Origin of the sequence: Streptomyces sp. BA2 (assembly GCF_009769735.1) — a bacterium.
Classification (GTDB): Bacteria; Actinomycetota; Actinomycetes; order Streptomycetales; family Streptomycetaceae; genus Streptomyces.
In genome coordinates this window covers 5,130,379-5,153,143 of sequence record NZ_WSRO01000002.1, presented here as the reverse complement: position 1 = coordinate 5,153,143, position 22,765 = coordinate 5,130,379, and the positions used below count along the sequence as shown (strand labels likewise).

27 protein-coding genes and 1 pseudogene are annotated in these 22,765 nt (G+C 70.9%); 15 read left to right on the top strand and 13 right to left on the bottom strand.

Going from position 1 to position 22,765, the window contains the following annotated elements; all coding sequences use genetic code 11:
* Window position 1: 1 nt before the first annotated feature.
* The 7 genes and pseudogenes from E5671_RS47815 to ssd form a co-directional block, all read right to left on the bottom strand.
* Window positions 2–217 (bottom strand): annotated as a pseudogene (locus E5671_RS47815) (Rv3654c family TadE-like protein); the annotation flags it as partial.
* Window positions 218–291: 74 nt separating this feature from the next.
* Entirely contained in the window at window positions 292–684 is a 393-nt protein-coding gene (locus tag E5671_RS26020; RefSeq protein WP_160506346.1) for a TadE family type IV pilus minor pilin, read from the bottom strand.
* Complete coding sequence (locus tag E5671_RS26015; protein ID WP_160506345.1) at window positions 671–874, bottom strand: DUF4244 domain-containing protein; 204 nt, start codon at window positions 872–874, stop codon at window positions 671–673. Before E5671_RS26015 ends, E5671_RS26020 begins: the two co-directional genes overlap by 14 nt.
* A 59-nt stretch (window positions 875–933) precedes the next feature.
* Window positions 934–1,716 carry a type II secretion system F family protein gene (locus E5671_RS26010; RefSeq protein ID WP_160506344.1) on the bottom strand — a complete coding sequence of 261 codons (783 nt, stop codon included), beginning with the start codon at window positions 1,714–1,716 and terminating at the stop codon, window positions 934–936.
* Window positions 1,713–2,570: a type II secretion system F family protein gene (locus E5671_RS26005; protein WP_160506343.1), complete on the bottom strand. Its 858-nt coding sequence runs from the start codon at window positions 2,568–2,570 to the stop codon at window positions 1,713–1,715. Before E5671_RS26005 ends, E5671_RS26010 begins: the two co-directional genes overlap by 4 nt.
* The gene (locus E5671_RS26000; protein ID WP_160506342.1) at window positions 2,567–3,742 is read right to left on the bottom strand and encodes a TadA family conjugal transfer-associated ATPase; all 1,176 of its coding nucleotides are present in this window, start codon (window positions 3,740–3,742) and stop codon (window positions 2,567–2,569) included. The genes E5671_RS26005 and E5671_RS26000 overlap by 4 nt, the downstream gene beginning before the upstream one ends.
* Window positions 3,739–4,881, bottom strand: coding sequence for a septum site-determining protein Ssd (ssd, locus tag E5671_RS25995; RefSeq protein ID WP_160506341.1), 1,143 nt, complete (start codon window positions 4,879–4,881; stop codon window positions 3,739–3,741). Before ssd ends, E5671_RS26000 begins: the two co-directional genes overlap by 4 nt.
* 520 nt (window positions 4,882–5,401) lie before the next feature.
* Here ssd and E5671_RS25990 point away from each other — a divergent pair.
* A complete protein-coding gene (locus E5671_RS25990; protein ID WP_160506340.1) occupies window positions 5,402–6,241 on the top strand; it encodes an HAD family hydrolase in 840 nt (279 codons plus the stop codon).
* 337 nt (window positions 6,242–6,578) lie between these two features.
* Here the strand turns inward: E5671_RS25990 and E5671_RS25985 are convergent, their stop codons facing one another.
* The gene (locus E5671_RS25985; protein WP_160506339.1) at window positions 6,579–7,394 is read right to left on the bottom strand and encodes an oxidoreductase; all 816 of its coding nucleotides are present in this window, start codon (window positions 7,392–7,394) and stop codon (window positions 6,579–6,581) included.
* Between the two features lie 101 nt (window positions 7,395–7,495).
* On the opposite strand from E5671_RS25985, the gene E5671_RS25980 reads away from it, so the two are divergent.
* On the top strand, window positions 7,496–8,476 hold the full coding sequence (locus E5671_RS25980) for an ATP-binding protein (protein WP_160506338.1): 981 nt from the start codon (window positions 7,496–7,498) through the stop codon (window positions 8,474–8,476).
* A gap of 15 nt (window positions 8,477–8,491) precedes the next feature.
* On the opposite strand, the gene E5671_RS25975 is transcribed toward E5671_RS25980, so the two are convergent.
* Window positions 8,492–9,772 (bottom strand): hypothetical protein, encoded by a 1,281-nt coding sequence (locus tag E5671_RS25975; RefSeq protein ID WP_160506337.1) that lies wholly within the window; start codon window positions 9,770–9,772, stop codon window positions 8,492–8,494.
* Between the two features lie 400 nt (window positions 9,773–10,172).
* On the opposite strand from E5671_RS25975, the gene E5671_RS25970 reads away from it, so the two are divergent.
* Entirely contained in the window at window positions 10,173–12,536 is a 2,364-nt protein-coding gene (locus E5671_RS25970) for a bifunctional SulP family inorganic anion transporter/carbonic anhydrase (protein ID WP_160506336.1), read from the top strand.
* Window positions 12,537–12,696: 160 nt separating this feature from the next.
* Here the strand turns inward: E5671_RS25970 and E5671_RS47460 are convergent, their stop codons facing one another.
* Genes E5671_RS47460 through E5671_RS25955 form a run of 3 tightly spaced genes read right to left on the bottom strand, consistent with a single transcriptional unit; the run spans window position 12,697 to window position 15,188 of the window.
* Window positions 12,697–14,370, bottom strand: coding sequence for a recombinase family protein (locus E5671_RS47460; RefSeq protein ID WP_160506335.1), 1,674 nt, complete (start codon window positions 14,368–14,370; stop codon window positions 12,697–12,699).
* Window positions 14,367–14,735: a hypothetical protein gene (locus E5671_RS25960; RefSeq protein ID WP_160506334.1), complete on the bottom strand. Its 369-nt coding sequence runs from the start codon at window positions 14,733–14,735 to the stop codon at window positions 14,367–14,369. The genes E5671_RS47460 and E5671_RS25960 overlap by 4 nt, the downstream gene beginning before the upstream one ends.
* Before the next feature lie 15 nt (window positions 14,736–14,750).
* Entirely contained in the window at window positions 14,751–15,188 is a 438-nt protein-coding gene (locus E5671_RS25955; RefSeq protein ID WP_160506333.1) for a helix-turn-helix domain-containing protein, read from the bottom strand.
* A gap of 467 nt (window positions 15,189–15,655) precedes the next feature.
* Between E5671_RS25955 and E5671_RS25950 the strand changes: the two genes are divergently transcribed.
* From E5671_RS25950 to ssb, 12 genes are all read left to right on the top strand, one after another.
* Window positions 15,656–15,862: a hypothetical protein gene (locus E5671_RS25950; protein ID WP_160506332.1), complete on the top strand. Its 207-nt coding sequence runs from the start codon at window positions 15,656–15,658 to the stop codon at window positions 15,860–15,862.
* 205 nt (window positions 15,863–16,067) lie between these two features.
* Window positions 16,068–16,331: a hypothetical protein gene (locus E5671_RS25945; protein WP_336605849.1), complete on the top strand. Its 264-nt coding sequence runs from the start codon at window positions 16,068–16,070 to the stop codon at window positions 16,329–16,331.
* On the top strand, window positions 16,331–16,708 hold the full coding sequence (locus E5671_RS25940) for a hypothetical protein (protein WP_202122288.1): 378 nt from the start codon (window positions 16,331–16,333) through the stop codon (window positions 16,706–16,708). Before E5671_RS25945 ends, E5671_RS25940 begins: the two co-directional genes overlap by 1 nt.
* Window positions 16,705–17,910 carry a recombinase RecT gene (locus E5671_RS25935; protein WP_160506330.1) on the top strand — a complete coding sequence of 402 codons (1,206 nt, stop codon included), beginning with the start codon at window positions 16,705–16,707 and terminating at the stop codon, window positions 17,908–17,910. Before E5671_RS25940 ends, E5671_RS25935 begins: the two co-directional genes overlap by 4 nt.
* Window positions 17,907–18,530, top strand: a complete 624-nt coding sequence (locus tag E5671_RS25930; RefSeq protein ID WP_160506329.1) for a hypothetical protein — start codon at window positions 17,907–17,909, stop codon at window positions 18,528–18,530. The genes E5671_RS25935 and E5671_RS25930 overlap by 4 nt, the downstream gene beginning before the upstream one ends.
* A complete protein-coding gene (locus E5671_RS25925) occupies window positions 18,527–19,066 on the top strand; it encodes a hypothetical protein (RefSeq protein ID WP_237330243.1) in 540 nt (179 codons plus the stop codon). Before E5671_RS25930 ends, E5671_RS25925 begins: the two co-directional genes overlap by 4 nt.
* Before the next feature lie 75 nt (window positions 19,067–19,141).
* Window positions 19,142–20,068 (top strand): mucin-2, encoded by a 927-nt coding sequence (locus E5671_RS25920; RefSeq protein WP_160506328.1) that lies wholly within the window; start codon window positions 19,142–19,144, stop codon window positions 20,066–20,068.
* Window positions 20,065–20,718: a zinc finger domain-containing protein gene (locus E5671_RS25915; RefSeq protein ID WP_160506327.1), complete on the top strand. Its 654-nt coding sequence runs from the start codon at window positions 20,065–20,067 to the stop codon at window positions 20,716–20,718. The genes E5671_RS25920 and E5671_RS25915 overlap by 4 nt, the downstream gene beginning before the upstream one ends.
* Window positions 20,715–21,215: a hypothetical protein gene (locus E5671_RS25910; RefSeq protein WP_160506326.1), complete on the top strand. Its 501-nt coding sequence runs from the start codon at window positions 20,715–20,717 to the stop codon at window positions 21,213–21,215. Before E5671_RS25915 ends, E5671_RS25910 begins: the two co-directional genes overlap by 4 nt.
* A complete protein-coding gene (locus E5671_RS45485) occupies window positions 21,212–21,382 on the top strand; it encodes a hypothetical protein (RefSeq protein WP_336605848.1) in 171 nt (56 codons plus the stop codon). The genes E5671_RS25910 and E5671_RS45485 overlap by 4 nt, the downstream gene beginning before the upstream one ends.
* 127 nt (window positions 21,383–21,509) lie before the next feature.
* Window positions 21,510–22,022, top strand: coding sequence for an HNH endonuclease (locus E5671_RS25905; protein WP_160506325.1), 513 nt, complete (start codon window positions 21,510–21,512; stop codon window positions 22,020–22,022).
* A gap of 2 nt (window positions 22,023–22,024) precedes the next feature.
* The gene (ssb, locus tag E5671_RS25900) at window positions 22,025–22,516 is read left to right on the top strand and encodes a single-stranded DNA-binding protein (protein WP_160506324.1); all 492 of its coding nucleotides are present in this window, start codon (window positions 22,025–22,027) and stop codon (window positions 22,514–22,516) included.
* Between the two features lie 14 nt (window positions 22,517–22,530).
* Here ssb and E5671_RS25895 read toward each other — a convergent pair whose 3' ends face one another.
* The gene (locus tag E5671_RS25895; RefSeq protein ID WP_160506323.1) at window positions 22,531–22,719 is read right to left on the bottom strand and encodes a hypothetical protein; all 189 of its coding nucleotides are present in this window, start codon (window positions 22,717–22,719) and stop codon (window positions 22,531–22,533) included.
* Window positions 22,720–22,765: the final 46 nt, after the last annotated feature.

Here is a 22,765-nt window from a genome sequence, read left to right as displayed (position 1 = left end):
CGTCCGCGATCTCGCCGTGCACTGCGCACCGCACCAGACGCGTCCCCTGCGCCTCGGCCACCCGCCCGGCCCTCGCGCACGCCCCGGAGCGCCCCTCCATCCAGTGGTCCGCGGCTGCGAGCGCCGCCAAGTCGGCGGCGCCGCCCGCTCGGTGGCGGGCGACGATCACCTGCCCCATCGCGAGCACCGCGCCACAGACCACGCACAGCACGGCCATCACGACGACGACCCACACCGTGGCCGCTCCCCGGTCCGATGCCGGTCCGGCAGCTCGGCAGCCGGCCCACCCCCTCATGCGCCCACCCCCACCGTCTCCTCCGCCAACGCCACCGCCTCCGACCGCACCCGCAGCCCGAGCCCCAGTGCCTCAGGACCCGGCGAGTCCGCCACGACCTCCACCCGCACCAGGTCGCCGTCACGCCGCACGGCCACCTCCGCTCCACGCGGCGCCGCCTGCCGAGCCGCCGCCACCGCCGCGCTCTCGGGGTCCTGCCGGGCCATCGCGCGCGCCCCGGCCCGCGCCGCGTCCACGCACTGGATCTGCGCGGAGGCGGTCAGCAACGCCCAGACCAGCGCCATCGTGAACAGCACCAGCGTGGGCAGCACCACGGCCGCCTCAGCCGTCACGAACCCCCGGTCCCCACAACGGCCCCGGCCGCCCCGCGCCCCCTCAGAACTGGACATCGAGCGCCTTCTCCACGACGGCCTGCAACGCGGCCTTGACCTGCCCGCTCGTCACCACCTTGTAGAGCAGTCCGGCGAACCCCACCGCCGCGATCAGTCCCATCGCGTACTCCGAAGTGACCATCCCCGCGTCCCCTTGCACCGCACGCGCCTTGCGCCGCAGTGCCCGTGCACACAGCTGTCCCCACATCTCAACCCCCGTGAAATTTCCGTACGTTCTGTCATCGAGACATCAACACGTCGAGCTGCTCAGATGCCGCTCAACAACCCACCCGCCAGGCCGATCACCACGGGCAGCACTCCCACCGCGATGAACGCGGGCAAGAAGCACAGCCCCACCGGCGCCGTCATCAGAACTCCGGCCCTGCGCGCCGCCGCAGTGGCCATGCGCCCCCGCTCCGCCCGGCAGTCAGCGGCGAGGCGCGCCACCGGCTCCGCCGCCGGAGCCCCCGAGTCCCCCGCCCGCTCAAGGAGGCGAGCCAGTGCTCCCGCGCCCGGTATCGCGCCCAGCCTCCGCCACGCGTCGGCTGGTTCACCGCCGAGCCGCACCTCCGCGGCCCCCTGCCCGAGCCGCTCCCCGACAGGCCCCTTCAGGGCATCGCCGACCGCCTGAGCGGCCACGACGGGCCCGGCCCCCGCAGCGACGCAGGCCGCCAACAGGTCCGCTGCCAAGGGAAGTTGCCGAGCCGCCTCCACCGCGTCGAACTCGGCGACGCGAGCGCCCCGCCCCCGCCACCAACGCCACACCCCGTACCCGGCACCCAACCCCACCAGGCACCCCGGAACCCCGCCCACCAGCACCCACCCGGCACTCACCGCCCCGGCCACCGCCGCCCACCCCCGCACCGCGCCCCGCCACCGGAACCACTGCCTCCGCGAGCCCCCTGGCAGCCGGTCCGCCACCCCCAGTACGACCCCTGAACGCCCCCGCACCGCCCGTTCACGCCGCGCCGCAAGGGCAGCCGACATCAGCCACAGCACGGCCACCGCACCCCACACGGTCACCCCCAGCTCCTGGACAACGTGGTTCATCGCTCCTCCGCCCCTCGTACGATCCGCAGCGCCCACCACACGCCGACCCCCTCCAACGCCCCGCCCACCGCCAGGCACCCGAGCCCCGCCCCGGTGTGCAGCAACACCCGCAGGGGCGCCGCACCCAGCGCGCTCCCCATGAGCAGTCCGAGGACCGGCAGCCCCGCGAGCATCACCGCCGTCGACCGAGCTCCCGCCAACTGGGCCCGAAGATCGGACCGTTGATCCCGCTCCGCCCGCAGCGCGCCCTCCAGCCGCTCAAGCCCCGCCGCGAGCCCCGCACCGCGGTCCACCGCCACCCGCCAGCACGCCGCGAGCCCCACAAGACCCCGCGCCCCCGGCTCCCGCGCCGCCTCCTCAAGCGCCCCCGGAACATCCCCGCCGAACCGCGCCGCCGCCAGCACGCCGGCCCGCGCCTCGCCGAGCCCGAGGCCGAGGCCCCGGTCGACCGCCGCGGCCCGCAGTGCCTCTCCCGGCTGCCGCCCGGCCCGCACCTCTCCCGCGAGCGCCCCGCACAACGCGATCACCGCGGTGGCCCGGCGCTCGCTTTCCAGCCGCGCGTCCCTGCCTCGCCGTACGCGCCGTATCAGCGGCACCCCGGCCGCTCCCAGGACCAGCGGCAGTACCGAATCCCCGAGCAGCGCGACCACCGCGCCGCCCGCCAGAGCCCACCACTCGTGCCGCATCCGGCTGCCCGCGCGGCCCACCGCCCTCCGCCACGCCGAAGCCACCGGCTCGGCCTCGCCGCCGCCCACGAGCACCGCCCGCGTCCGCCGGCGTCCTCGGTCCCGCCCGACCACCAGCCAGGCCGCGCTTCCCGCACACACTGCCGCCGCCACCCCCGCCACACTCATCCCCCACCACTCCAACCACCGCTCACCAAAAGCGAGTTCAGCCGCTCCCAGCCACGCTCCCGGACAAACTCCCTCTCGCCCCATCGCAGGGCAGGGACCGTCACCACGAGGCCCGACGCATCGCGTTCCAGGACATGCACCTCGGCGATCCGCCGCCGACCGGCCCGGTCCCGTACGAGATGGAGCACCACGGACAAAGCGGCCGCCAGCTGACTGTGCAGAGCGGCGCGGTCGAGTCCTGCCGCCGTCCCCAGCGCCTCCAGGCGGGCGGGCACGTCCCCCGCGGCGTTGGCGTGGACCGTGCCGCAGCCGCCCTCATGGCCCGTGTTCAGAGCGGCCAGAAGATGGACCACCTCCGCGCCCCGCACTTCGCCCACGACCAGCCGGTCGGGGCGCATCCGCAGCGCCTGCCGCACCAGGACGTCCAGGCCGACCTGACCGGCCCCCTCCTGGTTCGCTGGCCTGGCCTCCAGGCGCACCACATGCGGGTGATCCGGGCGCAGCTCCGCCGAATCCTCGGCGAGCACGATCCGCTCCCCCGGCCCGACGAGACCGAGGAGCGCGCTCAGCAGCGTCGTCTTGCCCGATCCCGTCCCGCCACTGATCAAGTAGGAGAGCCGGGCGTCGAGCAGCGCCCTCAGCAATCGGTCGCCGCCCGGCGGCACCGTCCCCGCCGCGGTCAGTTCCGCGAGGGTGAAGGCCCGGGGCCGTACGACACGCAGGGAGAGGCAGGTCGACCCGACGGCGACCGGGGGCAGCACGGCGTGGAGGCGGGTGCCGTCCGGGAGCCGTGCGTCCACCCAGGGCCTGGCGTCGTCGAGCCTGCGCCCTGCCACGGCCGCGAGCCGCTGCGCCAGCCGCCGCACCGCCGCCGCGTCCTCGAAGGACACGCTGGTCAGCTCCAGGCCCCCGCCGCGGTCCACCCACACCCGGTCGGGCGCGGACACCAGCACATCGGTCACCGAGTCGTCCGCGAGCAATGTCTCCAGGGGCCCCGCGCCCACCAGCTCCGATCGCAGCCGCGCCGCCGCGCCCAGGACTTCCGCGTCACCGAGCACTCTGCCCTGGGCGCGCAGCGCCTCGGCCACGCGGGCCGGGGTCGGCTCCGTCCCGTTCTCCGCGAGCCACTGACGCACCCCGTCCAGCATCCTGGCCCCGACGACGGCGCTCATGAGCCGCCTCCGGTGGCGTCGACCGGAACGCGGTCCCAGAAGGCCGTGCAGAACCGCGCCAGCGGCCCTCGCGCGACGCCTCCGGGCGGCATTCCTCCGGCCTGCGCGGCCAACAGGCCCGGCTCCCTCGGCAGTTCCCCGACGAGTGGCAGCCCGACGAGCCGCGCGACCTCCTCCGCGTCGAATCCACCGAAGCCGTCGATTCCGCCGCCTCCCGCGCGCCCGGCGCCGCCCCTGCCGACCACCGCCCGCAGGTCCCGCAGCACCATCCCCGCCGCCGAAGCGACCCGCCTGGCCCCCGCCACCGCGCGCAGCTCCGCGGGCACCACCAGGAGCCCCAGATCCACCTGGGCAAGCGCCTCGGCCACTCCTTCGTCCACGCGGCGCGGCAGATCCACGACCACCACCCCGCCCCGCCTGCGGGCCGCGGCGATCACCGCCCGCATGGCCTCGGGCGCGATGACCACCGCGTCGCCCCGATCCCAGCTCAGGACCCGCAGGGAATGCAGCTCGGGCAGCGACTCCTCGAGCGCGCCCCCGCCGACACGGCCCCTGGACTGCGCGAAGGCGGGCCAGCGGAGTCCGTCGGCAGCTTCGCCGCCGAGCAGCACATCGAGCCCGCCGCCGAGCGGGTCGGCGTCCACGAGCATCGTGCGCCGCCCCGCGCGGGCCGCCGTGACGGCCAGCGCGCAGGCCAGCGTCGAGGCGCCTGCTCCCCCGCTCCCGCCGATCACTCCCACCGTGAGCGCGGGCCGCCCCACGCCCTCGGCGACATCGGCGATGCGGTCCACGAGCCATCGCTCGCCGTCGGGCAGGACCAGCACGTGATCGGCACCGATCTCCACCGCGCGCTGCCAGACCCCCGAGTCGTCCTGGTCCCGCCCGACCAGCACGACACCGCGCCTGCGCACGGCGCCCCGCACCCGGTCCACCGCGTCGTCCCCGACCAGGACCAGGGGCGCCGCGTCCCAGCCGCCTCTGCGCTCCGGCACGCCGTGCTGCACCTCGGGCCGCGCCCCCGCCGCGGCGCACAGCCGCAGCAGGTCGTCCAGCAGGTCCACATCTTCCGTGACGATCAGCGGTCCGCCCTGCCGTCCATCGGACGACGGCGGCCCTTCACGTGTAATCACTCCAGCCACGATCTCCAGCCCCCTCTCACTGCAAGCCCGTTGAATGCCGCGTTCCACATCAGCGATGAGCCGGCCAAAGCAATCCGGCCATGAACTTCGCGTGCAGAACGAGCGGAATCAGCGTGCAGCGATCCGGGATAACGTGTGGATCTTGGTCAATAACTGTGGACAAGACAGGGTCTGTGAATATCCCCTTCACCCATACCGGTGACATCCCGAAGACTTCCGCAGAGCAGCCTGACGACTACGCACAGTGACGGATCTTGGGCATGAAAAAAGATCGCCGGAACGGCTGCCAGAAGGCGCCAGGCGATCAGATGAGGGTTGGAAGAGGCCCTGAAAACCCATCCGGACATGCGACGACCCCCGCCGGGGGGGAGAGCGGGGGTCGTCCCCACGGTCCGACTCGGGGGGGGAGGAGCCAGACCGGGTTAGCACGGTCGCGAACGATCCGTGACTTCCATGGTGTACCCGAGAGCCTTCTCAGGCAAACCCACGCGCCTCACCTTACGCCGAATGGTGGGCGCCTATGCTCGGCCTCGTGGAAAACCACTCCTTGCCTCGCACAGCCGCCTTCTTTGACCTGGACAAGACGGTCATTGCGAAGTCGAGCACACTCACCTTCAGCAAGTCGTTCTACCAAGGCGGGCTGATCAACCGCAGGGCGGTACTCCGAACCGCATATGCACAGTTCGTCTTCCTCGCCGGCGGAGCCGACCACGACCAGATGGAGCGGATGCGCGAGTACCTGTCCGCGCTCTGCCGCGGATGGAACGTGCAGCAGGTCAAGGAAATCGTCGCCGAGACGCTGCACGACCTGATCGACCCGATCATCTACGACGAAGCGGCGTCCCTCATCGAGGAGCACCACACCGCAGGCCGGGACGTCGTCATCGTCTCCACCTCGGGCGCGGAGGTCGTCGAGCCGATCGGCGAACTGCTCGGCGCGGACCGGGTGGTGGCGACCCGGATGGTGGTCGGCGACGACGGCTGCTTCACCGGCGAGGTGGAGTACTACGCCTACGGCCCCACCAAGGCGGCCGCGATCAAGGAGCTCGCGGACTCCGAGGGGTACGACCTCGACCGCTGCCACGCCTACAGCGACTCGGCGACAGACCTCCCCATGCTCGAAACCGTGGGGTATCCGCACGCGGTGAACCCCGATCGCGCACTGCGCCGCGAGGCTCTCGCGCGCGAGTGGCCGATTCTCGACTTCCACCGGCCGGTACGGCTCAAGGAGCGGCGCCAGGGGCCGTCCCGCCCCGCGCTCGTCGCGGCGGCGGCCGTGGGTGCCGCAGCGGCCACCGCGGGCCTCGTGTGGTTCGTGAGCCGCCGCCGGACCTCACGTGCCCGATTCACCCTTATTTGAACCTAAAAGTAAAGAAGTAGTGCCAGCACTTCCGCTTACCCCAGGACAGGAGTACAAAGGAGTCAACGGCCCGCGAGACCAAGGACATCCGAGAGGATTACCTTTAAACGCAACCAAGGCCCCACGGACCGATGCATGAACACCGAGCACCCACGCGACGTCGACCCGTCGATTACGGGCCAGCCGCACCAGGTAACGGGCTAAGTTCCCGACCTGATGGGCAACTTTCGAGGACGCTTGGTAACACGGTGAACATGCCAGCGGCGGTACGAGAACTCGTACCGCCGCATCCCTGTTCAGGGCCCCTTCGCGCAGGACCTCTCCCCACGCAGACGCCTCAGGCCGCGCCGCGCTGCATCGCCTCGCAGACCGCCGTCGACTCCCTGACGCCCAGTTCGACCGCACGCCCGCAGTGGGCGATCCAGGCGGCCATGCCCTCCGGCGTCCCGGACGCGTAGCCGTCGAGCGCCCCCACGTAGGCCGCCCGCCCCTGTTCCGCATGACCGGCCTCGGCCGGGCAGACGGACTTCGGGTCGAGCCCGCTGCCCACCAGGACGATGCGCTCGGCCGCCCGCGCGACCAGGCCGTTGTGCGAGCCGAAGGGGCGCAGGCTGAGCAGCTCGCCGTGCACCACGGCCGCCGTGACGAGAGCCGGCGCGGAGCCCCCCGCGATGATCAGCTGCGAGAGCCCCTCCAGGCGGCCCGCCACCTCGTCGGAGTCCGGCACATCCAGCTCGACCAGCGGCTCGTCGACCGGCTCACCGGCCAGCCGCGGCCGCCCCGCCGCCTCGTCGTTCTCCGCGGCGGCCACCAGATGGAGGCGCGCGAGGACCCGGAGCGGTGACTGCCGCCAGATGGACAGGAGTTGACCGGCCTCCGCGGTCAGCCGCAGGGCCGCGCCGATCGTGCGGGCCTCGCCGTCGCCACTGAAGTCACTGCGTCGGCGTACCTCTTCGAGTGCCCAGTCGGCCCCGGAGAGCGCCGCCGAGCCGCGGGCGCCGCGCAGGGCCGCCTCGGAGGTCACCTCATTGCTGCGGCGCCGCATGATCCGGTGGCCGTAGACCCGGTCCACGGCCTTGCGCACGGAGTCCACGGAGTCGGCCACGCCGGGCAGGGCGCCCAGGGCCGCGAGCGGATCGGCTGTCGTACTCATGAGTACGACCCTACGCACCCCTGGGGCCCGCCCCACGAAGGAGTGGTCTTCTTCACGCCGCATCGATACGGCAGGTGATCGTCCGGCTACCCTTGGTGAACATGAAGATCGCTTTCGTAGGGAAGGGCGGCAGCGGCAAGACCACGCTGTCCTCGCTCTTCATCCGCCACCTCGCCGCCACCGGAGCACCGGTCCTCGCGGTGGACGCCGACATCAACCAGCACCTGGGCCCCGCGCTCGGCCTCGACGAGGCGGAAGCCGCCGCCCTGCCCGCCATGGGCGCGCGACTCCCCCTCATCAAGGAGTACCTGCGGGGCTCCAATCCGCGGATCGCATCCGCCGACACGATGATCAAGACGACACCGCCCGGCGAGGGCTCGCGGATCCTGCGGGTGCGCGAGGACAACCCCGTGTACGACGCGTGTGCGCGGCCGGTGGAACTCGACGACGCAGCCGTGCGTTTGATGGTCACAGGGCCGTTCACCGAAGCCGACCTCGGTGTCGCCTGCTACCACTCCAAGACGGGGGCGGTGGAGCTGTTCCTGAACCACCTGGTCGACGGGCGCGAGGAGTACGCGGTCGTCGACATGACCGCGGGTTCGGACTCCTTCGCGTCCGGCATGTTCACCCGCTTCGACATGACGTTCCTGGTGGCCGAGCCGACCCGGAAGGGGGTCTCCGTCTATCGCCAGTACAAGGAATACGCACGCGACTTCGGCGTCGACCTCAAGGTCGTCGGCAACAAGGTGCAGGGCCAGGACGACGTCGACTTCCTGCGCGAGCAGGTGGGCGACGACCTCCTGGTGACGGTCGGGCACTCGGACTGGGTGCGCGCCATGGAGAAGGGCCGCCCGCCCCGGTTCGAGTTCCTCGAGGAGGACAACCGCCGTTCCCTGCAAGCACTTCAGAGCGCCGTCGACACCTCGTACGACCGCAGGGACTGGGATCGCTACACCCGTCAGATGGTCCACTTCCATCTGAAGAACGCGCAGAGCTGGGGCAACGAGAGGACGGGTGCCGACCTGGCTGCCCAGGTCGACCCCGACTTCGTGCTGCGTGAGCGGACCGTGGCCACGGCCTGAACTCCCGCAGGGGAGTTACGGCTTGGCTGCCGGGGCGCCCGGTACGCCCTTCGGGGCCGGTGCGGGCTGGGCGGAGAGGTAGGACGCCCAGCCCTCCTTCGGGGCCTTGCCGACCGGGAGCTTGGTGAGGCGCTCCACGGTCTGCGGGTCCTGGGCGTCGAGCCAGTCGGCGAGTTGACGGAAGGAGACGCAGCGCACTTCGCGCTTGGTGCAGACCGACTCGATCGTCTCCTCGATGGCGCGCATGTACGTGCCGCCGTTCCAGGACTCGAAGTGGTTGCCGATGATCAGCGGGGCGCGGTTGCCCTTGTAGGCGCGGTCGAAGCCCTGGAGGAGGCCGTCACGCATCTGGTCGCCCCAGTACTCGTGCTTGCTGGGGTCGCCCTGCGACGTCGTGCCCGACTGGTTCACCATGAAGTTGTAGTCCATGGTCAGCGTCTCGAAGTTACGGCCGGGGACAGGGACCAGCTGCATCGACAGGTCCCAGAGGCCTTCCTTCTTCTTGGGCCAGACCTGGTTGTTGACGCCGCTGGTGTCGTAGCGGAAGCCCAGCTCGCGAGCCGCCCGCATGAAGTTCTTCTGGCCTTCGAGACAGGGCGTGCGGGCGCCGATGAGTTCCTTGTCGTAGTCGAACGGCAGCGGCTGCGCCTTCTTCATGCCCGTGTTCGTCTTCCAGGCCTTCACGAAGGACTTGGCCTGCTTGATCTCGCTCTTCCAGTCGGTGACCGACCACTCGCCCACACCGCGGCCGGCACCGCAGAAGTGGCCGTTGAAGTGGGTGCCGACCTCGTTGCCCTCGAGCCAGGCACCGCGGAGCTGCTTAACGGTGTCCTTGATTCCCTTGCGGTCGTTGAAGCCGATGTCCGAGCTGCCTGCCGTGTGCTGCGGCGGTTCGTAGAGCTTCCGCTTCGACTCGGGGAGCATGTACACGCCGCTGAGGAAGTACGTCATCGTGGCGTCGTTCCGCTTGGCCACCTTGCGGAAGTGCGAGAAGAGCTTCTGGCTGTCCTCGCCCGCGCCGTCCCAGGAGAACACCACGAACTGGGGCGGCTTCTGGCCGGGTCTCAGACGGGTGGGCTCGGGCAGGTGCGGCTGCCGGCCGGTGAAGGCGGTGGAGCCGTCACCGATCATGCGGACCGCGCTCTTGGGGGCCGGGGCGGGCGCTGCCTTTTTGGCGCCCGGCGCGCCTGGCTTGGCGCCGGTGTCGCCGCTCGAGCAACCGGCCAGTACCGCGACGGATGCCACGAGGGCGGTGATGCCCGCGGCGATCCGCTGGATCCTCTGGGTGGCGGCCATCTTCCGCCCACCTTCTTCCTTCACGTCGGCTTCGAATCGGGGCCCGGCCGCAGCGACACTGCGGGGACCCCACGGGGGGCACTTCAGGGGTCACCACCGGAGGTGGTTGGGCAGGAATTGCCCGGAAATGACCCATAGCGCCGCCAACGTCGCACGGAGGCATGAAGCAGACGTTCCGACAAGCCGACGAATAGCTTTATTCACCCTTCGGGGTGATCTAGTGCCCCATTTGCCCCGCTTGTCTATCCGAGACCTTTACTCTCCATTACGATTCGTTTACCGAGAGTTGAGAAATCCCGCCGCTGCAACGCCGTGACCCACGGCCGCGACCCGCCCTCCGGAGACCTCCCGGAGGACCCCTTGTCCCGCGACCGCGCCGCCCCGGAGGAGACGGGAAACCATGTCTGCCTGCGTCCCCACCCACGCCACCGACTCGGCCCACGCATCACGCGACCACGAGCCCCACGCGCCGCCGCCCGGCAGGTTCCGCAAGTTCCGTAAGTTCCGCATCGCCGGCGCCGACGTCTCCGCGTCCATCGCCGTCTTCCTGATCGCCCTGCCGCTGTCCCTCGGCATCGCGCTCGCCACCGGAGCACCGCTCCAGGCGGGCCTCGTGGCAGCCGCCGTCGGCGGCCTGGTCGCCGGCTGGATCGGCGGATCACCGCTGCAGGTCAGCGGCCCCGCCGCAGGGCTCACGGTCGTCACCGCCGACCTCATCCACCAGTACGGCTGGCGGACGACCTGCGCCATCACCGTCCTCGCCGGAATCGCCCAACTCGGCCTCGGCTGCCTGCGCGTGGCCCGCTCGGCGCTCGCCGTCAGCCCCGCCGTCGTGCACGGCATGCTGGCCGGCATCGGCGTCGCCATCGCCGTCGCCCAGCTGCACATCGTGCTCGGCGGCACCCCGCAGAGCGCCGTGCTCGACAACCTCCGCGCGCTGCCCGCCCAGTTGGCCGACCTGCACCCGGCGGCGCTGTCGATCAGCGTGCTGACCCTGGCGGTGCTGCTGCTCTGGCCGCGGATTCCCGGGCGTGCGGGCCGAGCCCTCCGTGCCGTACCGGCTCCCCTGGTCTCCGTCGCCGTGGCGACGGCCGTCGCCGTGGTCGCCGGGCTGAGCGTGGCCAGGGTCGACCTGCCGTCGTGGCGCAGTCACGCGCTGGTCGGCCTGCCCGAAGGGCCCGTCCTCGGGCTCGTCGCCGCCGTCCTCACGATCACGCTGGTCTGCAGCGTGCAGTCGCTGCTCGGCGCCGTCGCCGTGGACAAGCTCGCCTCCGGGCGGCGCGACCCGCGCGCCGGCGGCGTCCGCTCCGACCTCAACCGCGAACTGCTCGGCCAGGGCGCCGCCAACGCCGTGTCCGGGGCGCTCGGCGGGCTCCCCGTCGCCGGGGTCGCGGTGCGCAGCACGGCGAATGTGCGGGCCGGTGCCGTCAGCCGGAACTCCACGATGCTGCACGGCGTTTGGGTAGTAGTGGCCGCCCTGCTCCTGGTCCCCCTCCTTGAGCTGATCCCGCTCGCCGCGCTGGCCGCCCTGGTGATGGCGGTCGGCATCCAGATGGTGAGCCTGAACCACATCCGCGTCATCACCCGCCACCGCGAGACCCTCGTGTACACCACCACGACCGCCGGCGTCGTCTTCCTCGGTGTGCTCGAAGGCGTGGCCATCGGCGTCGCCGTCGCCGTGGCCGTCGCGCTGCACCGCCTCGCCCGCACCCGGATCACCCACACCGAGGAGGGCGTGGTCCACCACGTGCGCGTCCGGGGGCAGTTGACCTTCCTTGCCGTGCCGCGTCTCAGCAGGGCGCTGCATCTCGTACCCCAAGGCGCGGCGACCATCGTCGAGTTGGACGGATCGTTCATGGACCATGCCGCGTACGAAGCGCTGCAGTGCTGGCAGGACGCGCACACCGCGCAGGGCGGCACCGTCGAGGTGACCGGACGCGCCGGGACGCGGATCGCCGAGCCCGCCGGAGCGTCGCACTCCTGCTGCCGGCCCTGGACGGCCTGGCGCAACCACCACTGCGACCGGCCCCAGGAAGCCCCCAGGGGCGAGGGACGGCGCAGCGGGTATCAACTGGAAAGCGGCATCAGCGCGTTCCAGCGGAACACGGCGCCGCACGTGCGGGGCGAGCTGGCCCGGCTCGCACGCGAGGGACAGCAGCCCTCACAGCTCTTCCTGACCTGCGCCGACTCCCGGCTCGTCACGTCGATGATCACGTCGAGCGGCCCAGGTGACCTCTTCGTCGTCCGCAACGTCGGCAATCTGGTGCCGCTGCCGGGCGCCGAGAGTGGCGACGACTCGGTGGCCGCGGCGATCGAGTACGCGGTGGACGTACTGAAGGTGCGGTCCATCACCGTGTGCGGGCACTCCGGGTGCGGGGCGATGCAGGCGCTGCTCACCACCCCGCCCGGGGGTGCCCAGACGCCCCTGAAGCGGTGGCTGCGGCACGGGATGCCGAGCCTTGAGCGCATGGCGGCTCACGAGAAGGAGGGTTGGGCACGGCTCGCCGGGCGGGCCCCCGCCGACGCGGTCGAGCAGCTCTGTCTGACCAATGTGGTCCAGCAGTTGGAGCACCTGCGCGGTCACGAGGCCGTGGCGCGGCGCTTGGCCGAGGGCGCCCTCGAACTGCATGGCATGTACTTCCATGTCGGCGAGGCGCAGGCCTACTTGCTCACCGGCAGCCCCGACGACGTATTCGACCAGGTCACACCGTCGCCGCACCAGGGATCACCACGGGAGGAGCCGCCCACCCGAGTAAAGGTCTAAACCAATTTTCGGCAAGCTCTTGTCACCAGGGGTTCGGGTCTGATGAGCTGTGGCTTTGGACACAACGGACACCCTGGGAATGGGAGATGTCGTGAGCAACGAAAGCCTGGCCAACCTTCTCAAGTAGGCGATGGACGGACGCTCGTTGCGTGACCTGCGGTTATGCCGCAGCGCGGCGCCCGATCGTGGCCGGTGGTTCTTCCCACACGGCCACGGGGACGGCGTACGGCACGATGACGTCGCCGTTCGCGTCCTTCATCTTCGGGTACGCCCATACTCCACGCAGCAGCGTGCGCAGGAGGGCCCGCCGAGTGTCTACCGGCGTGATCTTCCAGCGGTCGACCAGGCCGCGAATCACCGGCAGATAGTCGGCCTTGGTGACCTCGGTCTGATCCGTGCTCGCGTCGAGCGCGGCTAGCTCCTCGGTGACGGAGTTCTGTTCCGTCGTGAGCCGGTCGCGCTCACGGGTGTAACTGTCCTCGGGGATGATGCCCCGTGAGACCAGGCTCGTTTGCCTGTCGAGTTCGGTCTCGATCTCGGCGAGCCGGTCGTGCAGTCGCTTGCGCGCCGCCTCAAGTCGTGCGGCTGGTGTGGTCGGGTCCTCCTTGGTTTTCTTGGGGTTGGCTGCCTCCTGGTCCGCGAGCTTGGCGGCCTCGGCCTCGATCTCGTCGGCCCACTCTGCGAGGCGTTCGAGCACTTTGTCTTCTACGACGGCGCGGAGGATGTAGACGCCGTCACAGGTGGCGTTGTCCTTGTGCGCGCTGCATCGGAAGACGTATCCGTTCTTCCGGATGAGCACCTTGCCCGCGCCGTACGTGGAGCCTCCCCCGGCCACTGTCGCGCCGCCGCAGCGACCGCAGACGACCAGCCCTGATGTGGGGTAGGCCGGTGCCCGGTTGGTGGCTGGCTTGTTGCTGGCGAGCTTGCGTCTGCGCTGGTACTCCTCCCATACGTCTTCCTTGACGATCAGTTCGTGCGACCCCGGCATGTAAACCTTCTTCTTGCACAGGGCGGCGCGGTGCACGTTGCCCTCGGGGTCTGCGGGTGGGCAGTCGCAATCGTCGGGGTGGTAGCGCAGCCATCCCGCGGGGAATCCGGAGTCCATGTAGCGGGTGAGTCCGGTTTGGTTCCATGGCTTTCCGCGGGTGCCGGTGTAGCCGTTGCGTCCTAGCCACTTGGTCAGTGAGTTCATGGGCTGGCCGTCGGCGGCGCGTTCGTAGAGGTCGAGTGCGATCAGGCCGAGGTCTTCGGCCGGTTCGTACCACTCGGGGTGCAGTACGCCTTTCTCGTCGAGGACGCGGCGGTGCCACTTGTAGCCCCATCGCTGCCCGCCGGTGGCCGGTAGGCCGTGTGCCCGGCGGTGTTCGCGGGTCTCGGCCCAGACTTCGCCGATACGGTCGCTCTCGAACTCGGCGAACTTGAACGCCATCCCCATTTGCAGGCGCCCGAATGCGGTGCTGGTGTCGGTGGATTCTGTCGCCGACTCCAGTCGTCCGCCGACCTGTTCGAGCCGTGCGAGGTTCACGGCGTTGCCGTGGCGGGAGCGCCCGAAGCGGCTGTATCGCCAGACGGCGATGCCGCGCGCTTCCCTCTCCTCAACGGTCTTGATGCCGTTCATGATCTTGCGCTTGAACGTGCGGCCGGATATGTCGAGGTCTTCGATCCACTTGACGATGCGGCGGTTGGTGCGGTCGGCCCATGCGTTGATGGCCGCGCGCTGAATGTCAGGGCTGATCTTGTCCTCGTAGTAGGTGCTGACTCGGATGTAACCGACCCATGGCTCGCGTATGCCTGGTGGGGCTTGGGGGGTTTCTAACGTTTGCGCTCTCGTCACAGTGCCTTCCGTTCCTCTCCCTTGTAGGGGAGCGGGCGTATGTGGAACACGTTGCCCGCTACCTGCTCGACGGTGGCGCGGTCGCCCCCTTGGGGGGTGGGCGCGGTGTGGTTGTCGAGCAGGCCGCGGGCGACGTGGTCCAGGGCGCGGCGGTATCCGGCTTTGTCGGCCTCGGCGAGTTGGTGGGCGCTGACGTGTTGGGATTCGCGCAGGGTGCGAAGGATGAGCAGAGGCAACGAGCAGACGGTGACGAAGATGCCGCACCGGAAGACGTCGATGTTGTCGCCGACGAGGCCGAGGACGCCCGCGGCGAGCCCTGTTCCGAGCAGGATTAGGGCGAGGGCGGGCATGTACCGGCTGTTCACTGTGCCTCCGTGCGGTTAGCGCTCTGCTGCGCGGTCACCTCCGTTTTGGGGGTCCGGGGTGCGTTGCAGGGTCTGTGTCATAGAGATGAAGAGGGCCCTTGATTGGGGGTCTTCGATACCGAGTTCGTCGGCGGCCTCCTCGGGTGTGAGGTGGCCGGCGCTGCGGTCGGGGTTGCGGACGGCGTGAAGTTCGTCCGCGTCGAGGATTCCGGCGATGACCAGTACCTCGCTGAGGGGTACTTCCAGGGTCGCGGCGAGCGTGGCGAGTACGCCGGTGTCGGTGGCGCCGTTGCCAGCCAGGATGCGGCTGATCGTGGCGCGACCGATGCCTGAGTCTTGGGCGAACTTGGTCTGTCCGCCGCCCCTAGGTCGTAGGTCGTACCCGCGGCGATCTAGTTGGTTTCTGAGCCAGCGGGCGAAGTGCTTGGGGTCGCCTGGGTTCGTTCGTTCCATGGATGGAACATACCGCGCGTGGACCATAGCGGCTATGGCGGCCGATAAGCGCGGCCGATTCTCGCTCGCGGACTCTCACATTCCCCCCTGACCTGCGGAACCTGTTCGAACTCTCGTTCGAGTTACCGAGTGTCCGCAATGTTACACCGTGCGTCAAGCATGGGACTCCTGCATATTCACGGCGCCTCGTGTGGCTCATGTGTTCGATCATCGTGCTAACGTTCCACTCGTGGACGGAACGGTCCACCCGTGGAAGGACGATGCATGTACGACCGCACTTCGTTTGTCGCCGCTGCTGTCGGCCAGGGCGACCGCAACCCGTCAGACACCGCACGTCGGTTGAAGGTTGCACGTAACACTGCGTGGCGTTTGTGGCACGGCCACACGGCCCCATCAGCCGCAGTAGCCGCAGCAGTTGAAGACCACTACGGCGTATCGGCCCGCCAACTGATGACGCAGGCGCCCGCATGAGTGCGCCGAGCCTGGTTCGCAAACAGGCCATGCGCGCCGCCGCTCGCGCCTGGCGGGCCGGTTCCGACGCCATGGACCGCATGCCCGTACAGGCCGCCGCCCGCGCCTGCTACGCCCCCGGTGGTCCGTCCGTGGACGAACTCGAACAGGCCATACGCGCCGACCGAGCCGCACGCACCCTTCCCCACCGCGCCGCCGCCTGACAACGCCAAGGGGCCGCCCCGGATTGCGCCCGGAGCGGCCCCGTCACGACCGCTTGGAGACCCGATCGTGAACCGAACAGAGACTACTCGCCGCATCCCACGTGCCGCCCTCGCCATACGGGGCGTGCGCGTGGGCCGCCGTCATCTCGCCCGCGTCGCAGTCATTGCCCGACAGCTGAACGCGATTGCCCCCACAACCGTCCGCGTGCGGACCGTCCCCGTATGGACCGTCCAGGACGGGACCGAACGGCGCTCCACCCGCGTCATGCTCGCCGATGCCCAGGGGCGCCCGGTGGCCGCCGACCGCGAGGCGCACCGCGCCACCCTCGGCCTGCTCGCCCGCATGTTCCCCGGCGTCGACCGCTCGCGCCCCCTCACCTACGACGCTCGCACCGGCCGTTTCACCGCGGACGAGCCGACTGCACCCGCCGTTCTCGGCCTCGACACCGCCGAGGAGTCGCGCCCGTGATGCGCCCCCAGCTCTCCGCCGACGGCATCGCCGTGCGCCTCCCGCTCGCCGAGCAGGTCGACCCGCTGCTCGACGAACTCGCCCTCGCCTACGCCCAGGACCCCAAGGCCGTCGGCCGACTGCTCGCCGCCCACGCCGCGAGCGTCGTCGCCCTCGACTTCGCGATGTGCAGCGACGACGCCACCGAGCACGGCCGCGCCATGCGCGCCGCCCAGGCCGACGCCACCCGCGAGGCCCTGCTCGACGACTGCCCGGCCGCCGTCGCCCTCGACCCCCTGCTCGACCCCGACGACGCGATCACCCTCGCCACCCGCATCACCAAGGCCGCCGCCCACATTCGCCACCGCACCGCACAGAACAGGAACGCCCGCCCGTGACCATGACCACCGTCGCCACCGCCCACGCTCCGACCGCCGTCGCCCCGGCTCGCGGGGGCGCCCTGTCCCTCTCCCACATGTCGCCTTACGAGGCGTGGCAGTTCTGCGAGTCCCTCGCGCAGACCCCGCTACTGCCGGACGCCTACCGCAAGCAGCCCGCATCGGTCCTGTGGGCGATGGAGTACGGCCGCGCCCTTGGCCTCGACGTCGTGACCACCATCACGACCATTCACGTGATCAAGGGCAAGCCGTGCCAGTCCGCCGACCTCATGCTCGGCCGCGCCCGCGCCGCCGGTCACCGTGTCCGGATCAAGTCCGAGCGCACACGGTGCGAGGTCCGCATTCAGCGGCACGACGACCCCGACGACGAGACCGTTATCGAGTGGACGCTCGATGACGCCGTGACCGCGGGTCTGTGCACGCTCCGCGACGAACGCCCTTACTCACGCGACAAGAACAACCAGCCGCAGCCGTGGGAACGGTTCCCGCGCGCCATGCTGCGGGCACGCAGCATCGCCGAAAGCGTGCGCATCGCGTGCCCGGAAGTCCTTCACGGCGCCATCTACACGCCCGAGGAGCTGGGCGAAGTCGTCGACCAGGAAGGAAACCCAGCCGTCGTCGAGCGCGCCGACACTCCGCCCATGCAGGAGGGCGTGACCGTCGTGCAGTCGACGCCGAACACCCCGCCGCAGGCCGAGCGCCGCGACTACCTCGCTGAGGCCGTCACCACCCCCGACCCCGACCAGCTCGCCGCGCTGATAGATGCCGCTCGCACGTCAGGGGCGCCCGAGCACTACCTCGCCGCCCTCGACGTCATCCGCCAAGCGCACGAGGCCGCGACCGTCGAGGACGTGCGCAAGCTGTACGAGGCGTTGCAGGAGAGCGGGGAGAATGCCGAGCAGCTCGCCCGCGTCGCGCACATCGGCAGCACCAAGCCGGGCGCCCGACAGCCCGAGCCGACCGGCCCCGCGCCGCACTCTGCCGCTGACGCGCGCGCCGCTGAACATGACGTTCCCGCGGACGAGAAGGCCGCTATGGAGGCCGAGAACGCGCTCAGGCTCGCCGCGTCCCGTGCCAACCTGCCCACGCTCGACGCCGATTTCGAGCGCGTCTATGGCCTGCCCATCGAGCAGGCGACCGCCGCCCAGCTCGACGCGTTCCGGCAGATGATCGAGGCCGCCGCCGCTGGGGGTGCCCAGTGACCGAGCAGGCCCCGAAGCCGACCGCGCCGGACCCGGCCGCCGTCCGCGACGCCGTCACCCGCAAAGCCGTCCTCGGCGCTCTGCTCGACGAGATCAAGACCGCGCACGCCGAGGCGAGCACCGACGTACAGCACCTGCTCAACCAGCAGTACAAGGCCACCGGCACGACCAAGGTCGATGCGACGTTGCCCGGCGGCCTGAAGGTGGGCAGCGTCAGCCGGATCGGTGGCGAGATCGCCGCCCAGGTCATCGACGACGAGGCGTTTCGCGTGTGGGTCCGCGACACCTACCCGAGCGAGCACGTCGTCGAGGTGATCCCCGCCCAGGTCATCACCCGCGTACAGCCTGCCTTTACGGCAAAGGTGCTGGCCGAGGCGACCGCCGCCGGGACAGCCCACTACGCCGACTCGACCACCGGCGAGGCACACGAGGTGCCCGGCATCGCGTTGAAGCCACACCGTGCCGCAACCCACCGCATGACCTACACCCGCCGCAGCACCAAGAGCCCGGTAGACGGGCGCGAGTTGGTCGCCCAGGCGTGGCGCGAGGGCGCCCTCGCCGCACACGTTCTTCCCGCCCTCGCCCCCGCACCCGTCGCGCAGGCAGGGGGCGAGCAGTGACCGAGCACTCCCCCGACACCATCCCGGCTCAGGACGTGCCGGAGGGACTTGCGAAGGTGTTCGCGGCCCGCACGCGAGCCGTGGGCGAACACCGCGAGTGGACGGGCCGCCCCACCAGCGGGGGCGGTCGCTTCCGCCACCAGGGCCGCGACTACACCGCCTATCAGGCCGCGTTCCTCCTGCGCACCGGCCGCCAACCGGTCGGCACGGTCCGCCCGGTGTGCGAGCACGCCGGATGCTGCGATCCGGGACACGTCGACGACCAGGCCGCGCGCCAACGCGACCGCGCCGCCCTCGCCGCCGTCAAGGGCATCGAGCACCGGCCGCCGTCCTGCGACCACGACCAAGCCGTACACGGGCGCCACCGCGAGAACGGCAAGCGGTACTGCAACGCGTGCAACAACCCGGCCGCCGCCGCGGACTGCGAACACGGCAACCCCCGGTGCGGCGCCCTGCCGGTGCGCCTCTACCCGTGCGGTCCGCGCTGCGACGAGCACCAGCCCGCCCACACCCGCCCGTACTACTCCGCCGCCTAGACGGGCCCCTGGGGCGAGGGAGAGCCACCGAGCCCCTCGCCCCAGGCGCCGCACCCCTGAAGGAGCACAACCCCCGTGACTTGGTTCAAGGTCGACGACACGGCGTACGGCCACCCCAAGATGCTCAAAGCCGGAAACGCCGCGCTCGGTCTGTGGACACGCGCAGGCGCCTACGCCGCCCAGCACCTCACCGAGGGCCTGGTGCCCGGCGTGGTCGCCCAGCTCTACGGCACCGCCCCGCAGACCCGAAAGCTGGTCTCCGCCGGCCTGTGGCACACCCACGGCCACACCTGCCCCCGATGCACACAGCCGCCCGTCGGCGACTACGTGATGCACGACTTCCTGATCTACAACCCCACCCGCGCGACCGTCGAGGACAGCCGCGCCAAGGCCGCCGGACGCCAGCAGCGGGCCCGCGAGAAGGCCGCCGAGCAGCGGCACCAGGAACGTAATCGCGCTGATTCGTCGGCGAACCGCCCGCGAATCGATGACGATTCATCGCCGGAAAACCGCGAACGCCACACGAATCAGATCGCGTTTCCGGACGACATCGCAGGTCAGGCCGGTACGTCACAGCGTGACGGTATGGGCCCGTCACGCTCCCCCCGACCCGACCCGTCCCCTACTACCTCCTACGGAGGTAGTAACCCCCCTACCCCCCGCCGGGGGGAGCAGGGGCCCGCGGCCGAGATGTTCACCGCGTGGTGGGCCAAGTACGGCCGCGGCACGGCGCAGGGCAAGGCCAGCATCCGCCGCGCCGTCGAGGAGGCCCTCGGCAACGGCATCGCCCCGCCCGAACTGTGGGCCGCCCTCGACCGACTCGGCGCCACATCGAAGCCCGTCACCGGCGGCACCCTGCAATTCGCCCTCGCCGACATCCGCAAGGACCCCGCGCCCGGCGCCGACGTGATCCCCCTCGCCGCCGCCCGCCCCGGCCGCGTGCAGCGCGCCGCGGACCTCTTCGCCGCCGCGCTCGACGACCCCCAGGAGCAGGCCCAGTGAACCGCCGAGAAGTCGCCGCCCTGCTCGCCTACGCCGTGAAGCTCGACCCGCGCAGCGCGCCCGCCGACCAGGGCGCCGCCGCCGAAGTCCTCGACCAGTGGGCCGACCTGCTCGCCGACGTCGCGGCCACCGCCGAGCACCCAGGCGGACGCCACTGGGACGCCTCACAGGTCGTACGCCACCACATCGCCACGTCGCCCTACCCAATCAAGCCCGCCGACGTCTCGCGCCCCTGGTGGACGTTCAAGCGCGACATCCTCGACCGGCACACCGACCCCACCCCGCAGGCCGACCCGGACGACCCAGCGTCCTACCGGGCCGAACTGCTCGGCACCCGGCACGCCGTCGCCACCGGCGCGGTGCCCGCCACCACCTATCGCGAACTGACCGGCGGGCCCGCTCCCGACGTCGCCGCCCATATCGCCCGCATCGGCGAGATGCCCCACCACCTTCGCGAGCAGCTCGCCGAGCACGGCATCGGCGCCCGCCGCGTGCGCTTTCCCGAACTGGCCGTCGACTGCCCGCGCACCAACTGCCGGGCACGCAAGGGCATGCCGTGCAAGCGCCCGTCCGGCGCCGAACTCCGCAGCCACACCCACGACCAGCGGCAGACCGCCTATGCCGCCCTCACCCCGGAGCAGGCCGCATGAACCGCAATCGCAAGCACCCCGGCAAGGCGCCCTACCGGCGCCACGCCAACACCGGCGACCGGACCAGGAACAGCAGCCGGTACCGCATCACCGGCACGTGGCCCGCACGCCCGACCAGGCCCGCCGTCACCGTGACCCCGGACCGTAAGGCCGTGCGCCGCATTGCCCGCGAGATGGCCGAGCAGGGCGCCCGCGTCACCGTCGAAAAGCACGCCGAACACGGCAACTGGCAGACGCTGTACGAGGTCGACGGGCCCGCCCTGCTCGCCGAGCGCCACCAGGCCGAGCAGAGGAAGCGCGAGGCCGTACTCGCCGCCGCGCGCGAGCAGCGCCTCGCCGACGAGTACGCCGCCCAGCTCGCCCAGAACGAAGCCGCTCGCGAGCAGAACGCCGAGCGCGAACTCGCGGCCGTGGCCCGCCTGATGATGCGCCCGCCCGTGGCCCGCGAGGCTTGCGGACGCGCCACCGTGCGGCACGTGTCCGGGCCCCGCCAGTGATCCCGGCCGCCGCCGTTGCCGTCATCCGGGCCGCCGTAGAGGACGCCCAGCAGTTCGGCCACAGCGAACCCCAGAACATCGCCGAGCAGGTCACCCAGGCGCTCACCGCCCACGGGTGGACGCTCACCCCCACCGGCGCTCAATTCGCCCTCCCAGCAGCCGCGTAGCCGCTCGACGGGGGGTGACCACAGAACGGCCAAGGCCGCCCCCCGTCCGCTATCGTCCACTCGTGGACGATAGTGACCATCCACGGAAGAACATTCAGCGCAACTACATCCCGCAGGAGGTACCTCCGTGGAACGGCCCACCCCCGCACAGCGGTTCGCCGCCAAGGTGGACACCACCGGCCCTTGGTCGCTCCGCCGCAACTGCCCAGGCCCGTGCCACCTGTGGGACAGCAGCCTCAACAACAAGGGCTACGGCACGTTCTGGAACGGCCGCACCGTCAAAGCCCACCGCTTCGCATACGAACAGGCCCACGGCCCGATACCCGACGGCCTCGAAGTCGACCACCAATGCCGCCGCCGCGACTGCGTGAACCCCGGCCACCTCCGCGCCATCACGCACCGCGAGAACATCCTCGCCAGCTCGAACCACGTCGCCGCCCGCGCCGCCGTCACGCACTGCCCCGCCAACCACGCCTACGACGAGGCGAACACCTACCGGGCGCCCGACAACACCCGGAAGTGCCGCGCGTGCAAGAACGCCCGCTCGCGCGCCGCCCGTGCCGCCCAGCGCGACGCCCGCCTCGCCCCCGTCGCTCCGCTCCGCCCCCGCACCACTCCCACCCTCGAAAGGGCCGCCTAGCCATGTCCGGCGAGACCACCATCACCATGACCGGCAACGTCGTAAACGATCCCGAGTTGCGATTCACCCCCGGCGGCGCCGCCGTCGCGAACTTCCGCCTTGCCAGCACGCCCCGCAAGTTCAACAAGCAGTCCAACGCGTGGGAGGACGGCGAGTCCCTGTTCCTCGGCGTGGCCGTATGGCGCCAGCAGGCCGAGCACGTCGCCGAGTCCGTACAACGCGGCATGCGCGTGACCGTCACCGGCTACCTCACCCAACGCCAGTACGAGGCCGCGGACGGTTCCAAGCGCAGCAGCTACGAAATTCAGGCCGAGGAAGTCGCCCCCTCGCTGCTCCGCGCAACCGCCGTCGTGACCAAGGCCAACAGCAACACTCTGGGCGCCTCGCGGCAGCCCCAACAGGGGTACGGCAGCCAGCAGACCCAGGGCTACGGCCAGCCGGCCACCGCCGATCAGTGGTCGACCCGCGGACGCAACGACGAGCCCCCGTTCTGAGCATGAAGGGGAAGTTAGTCGCTTTGGGCACTTTCAATGATCTTGTCCAGGACCTGCCCAATGGCGATATACGCCACGGCCAATTCTGCGTTCGGCTCGCGCTTTGAGCCCGCCGTGGCCGCCATGCGGTGACGATCTGCCTCGCTCTTGGCCCAGACCCGGCCAGCACGAATGCCGTTTAGCAAGCGCTCTGCGTCAGTCATGTACCGACGCTCCCACCGCCTTTCCCAACGTCGGCCGCGACAGGCC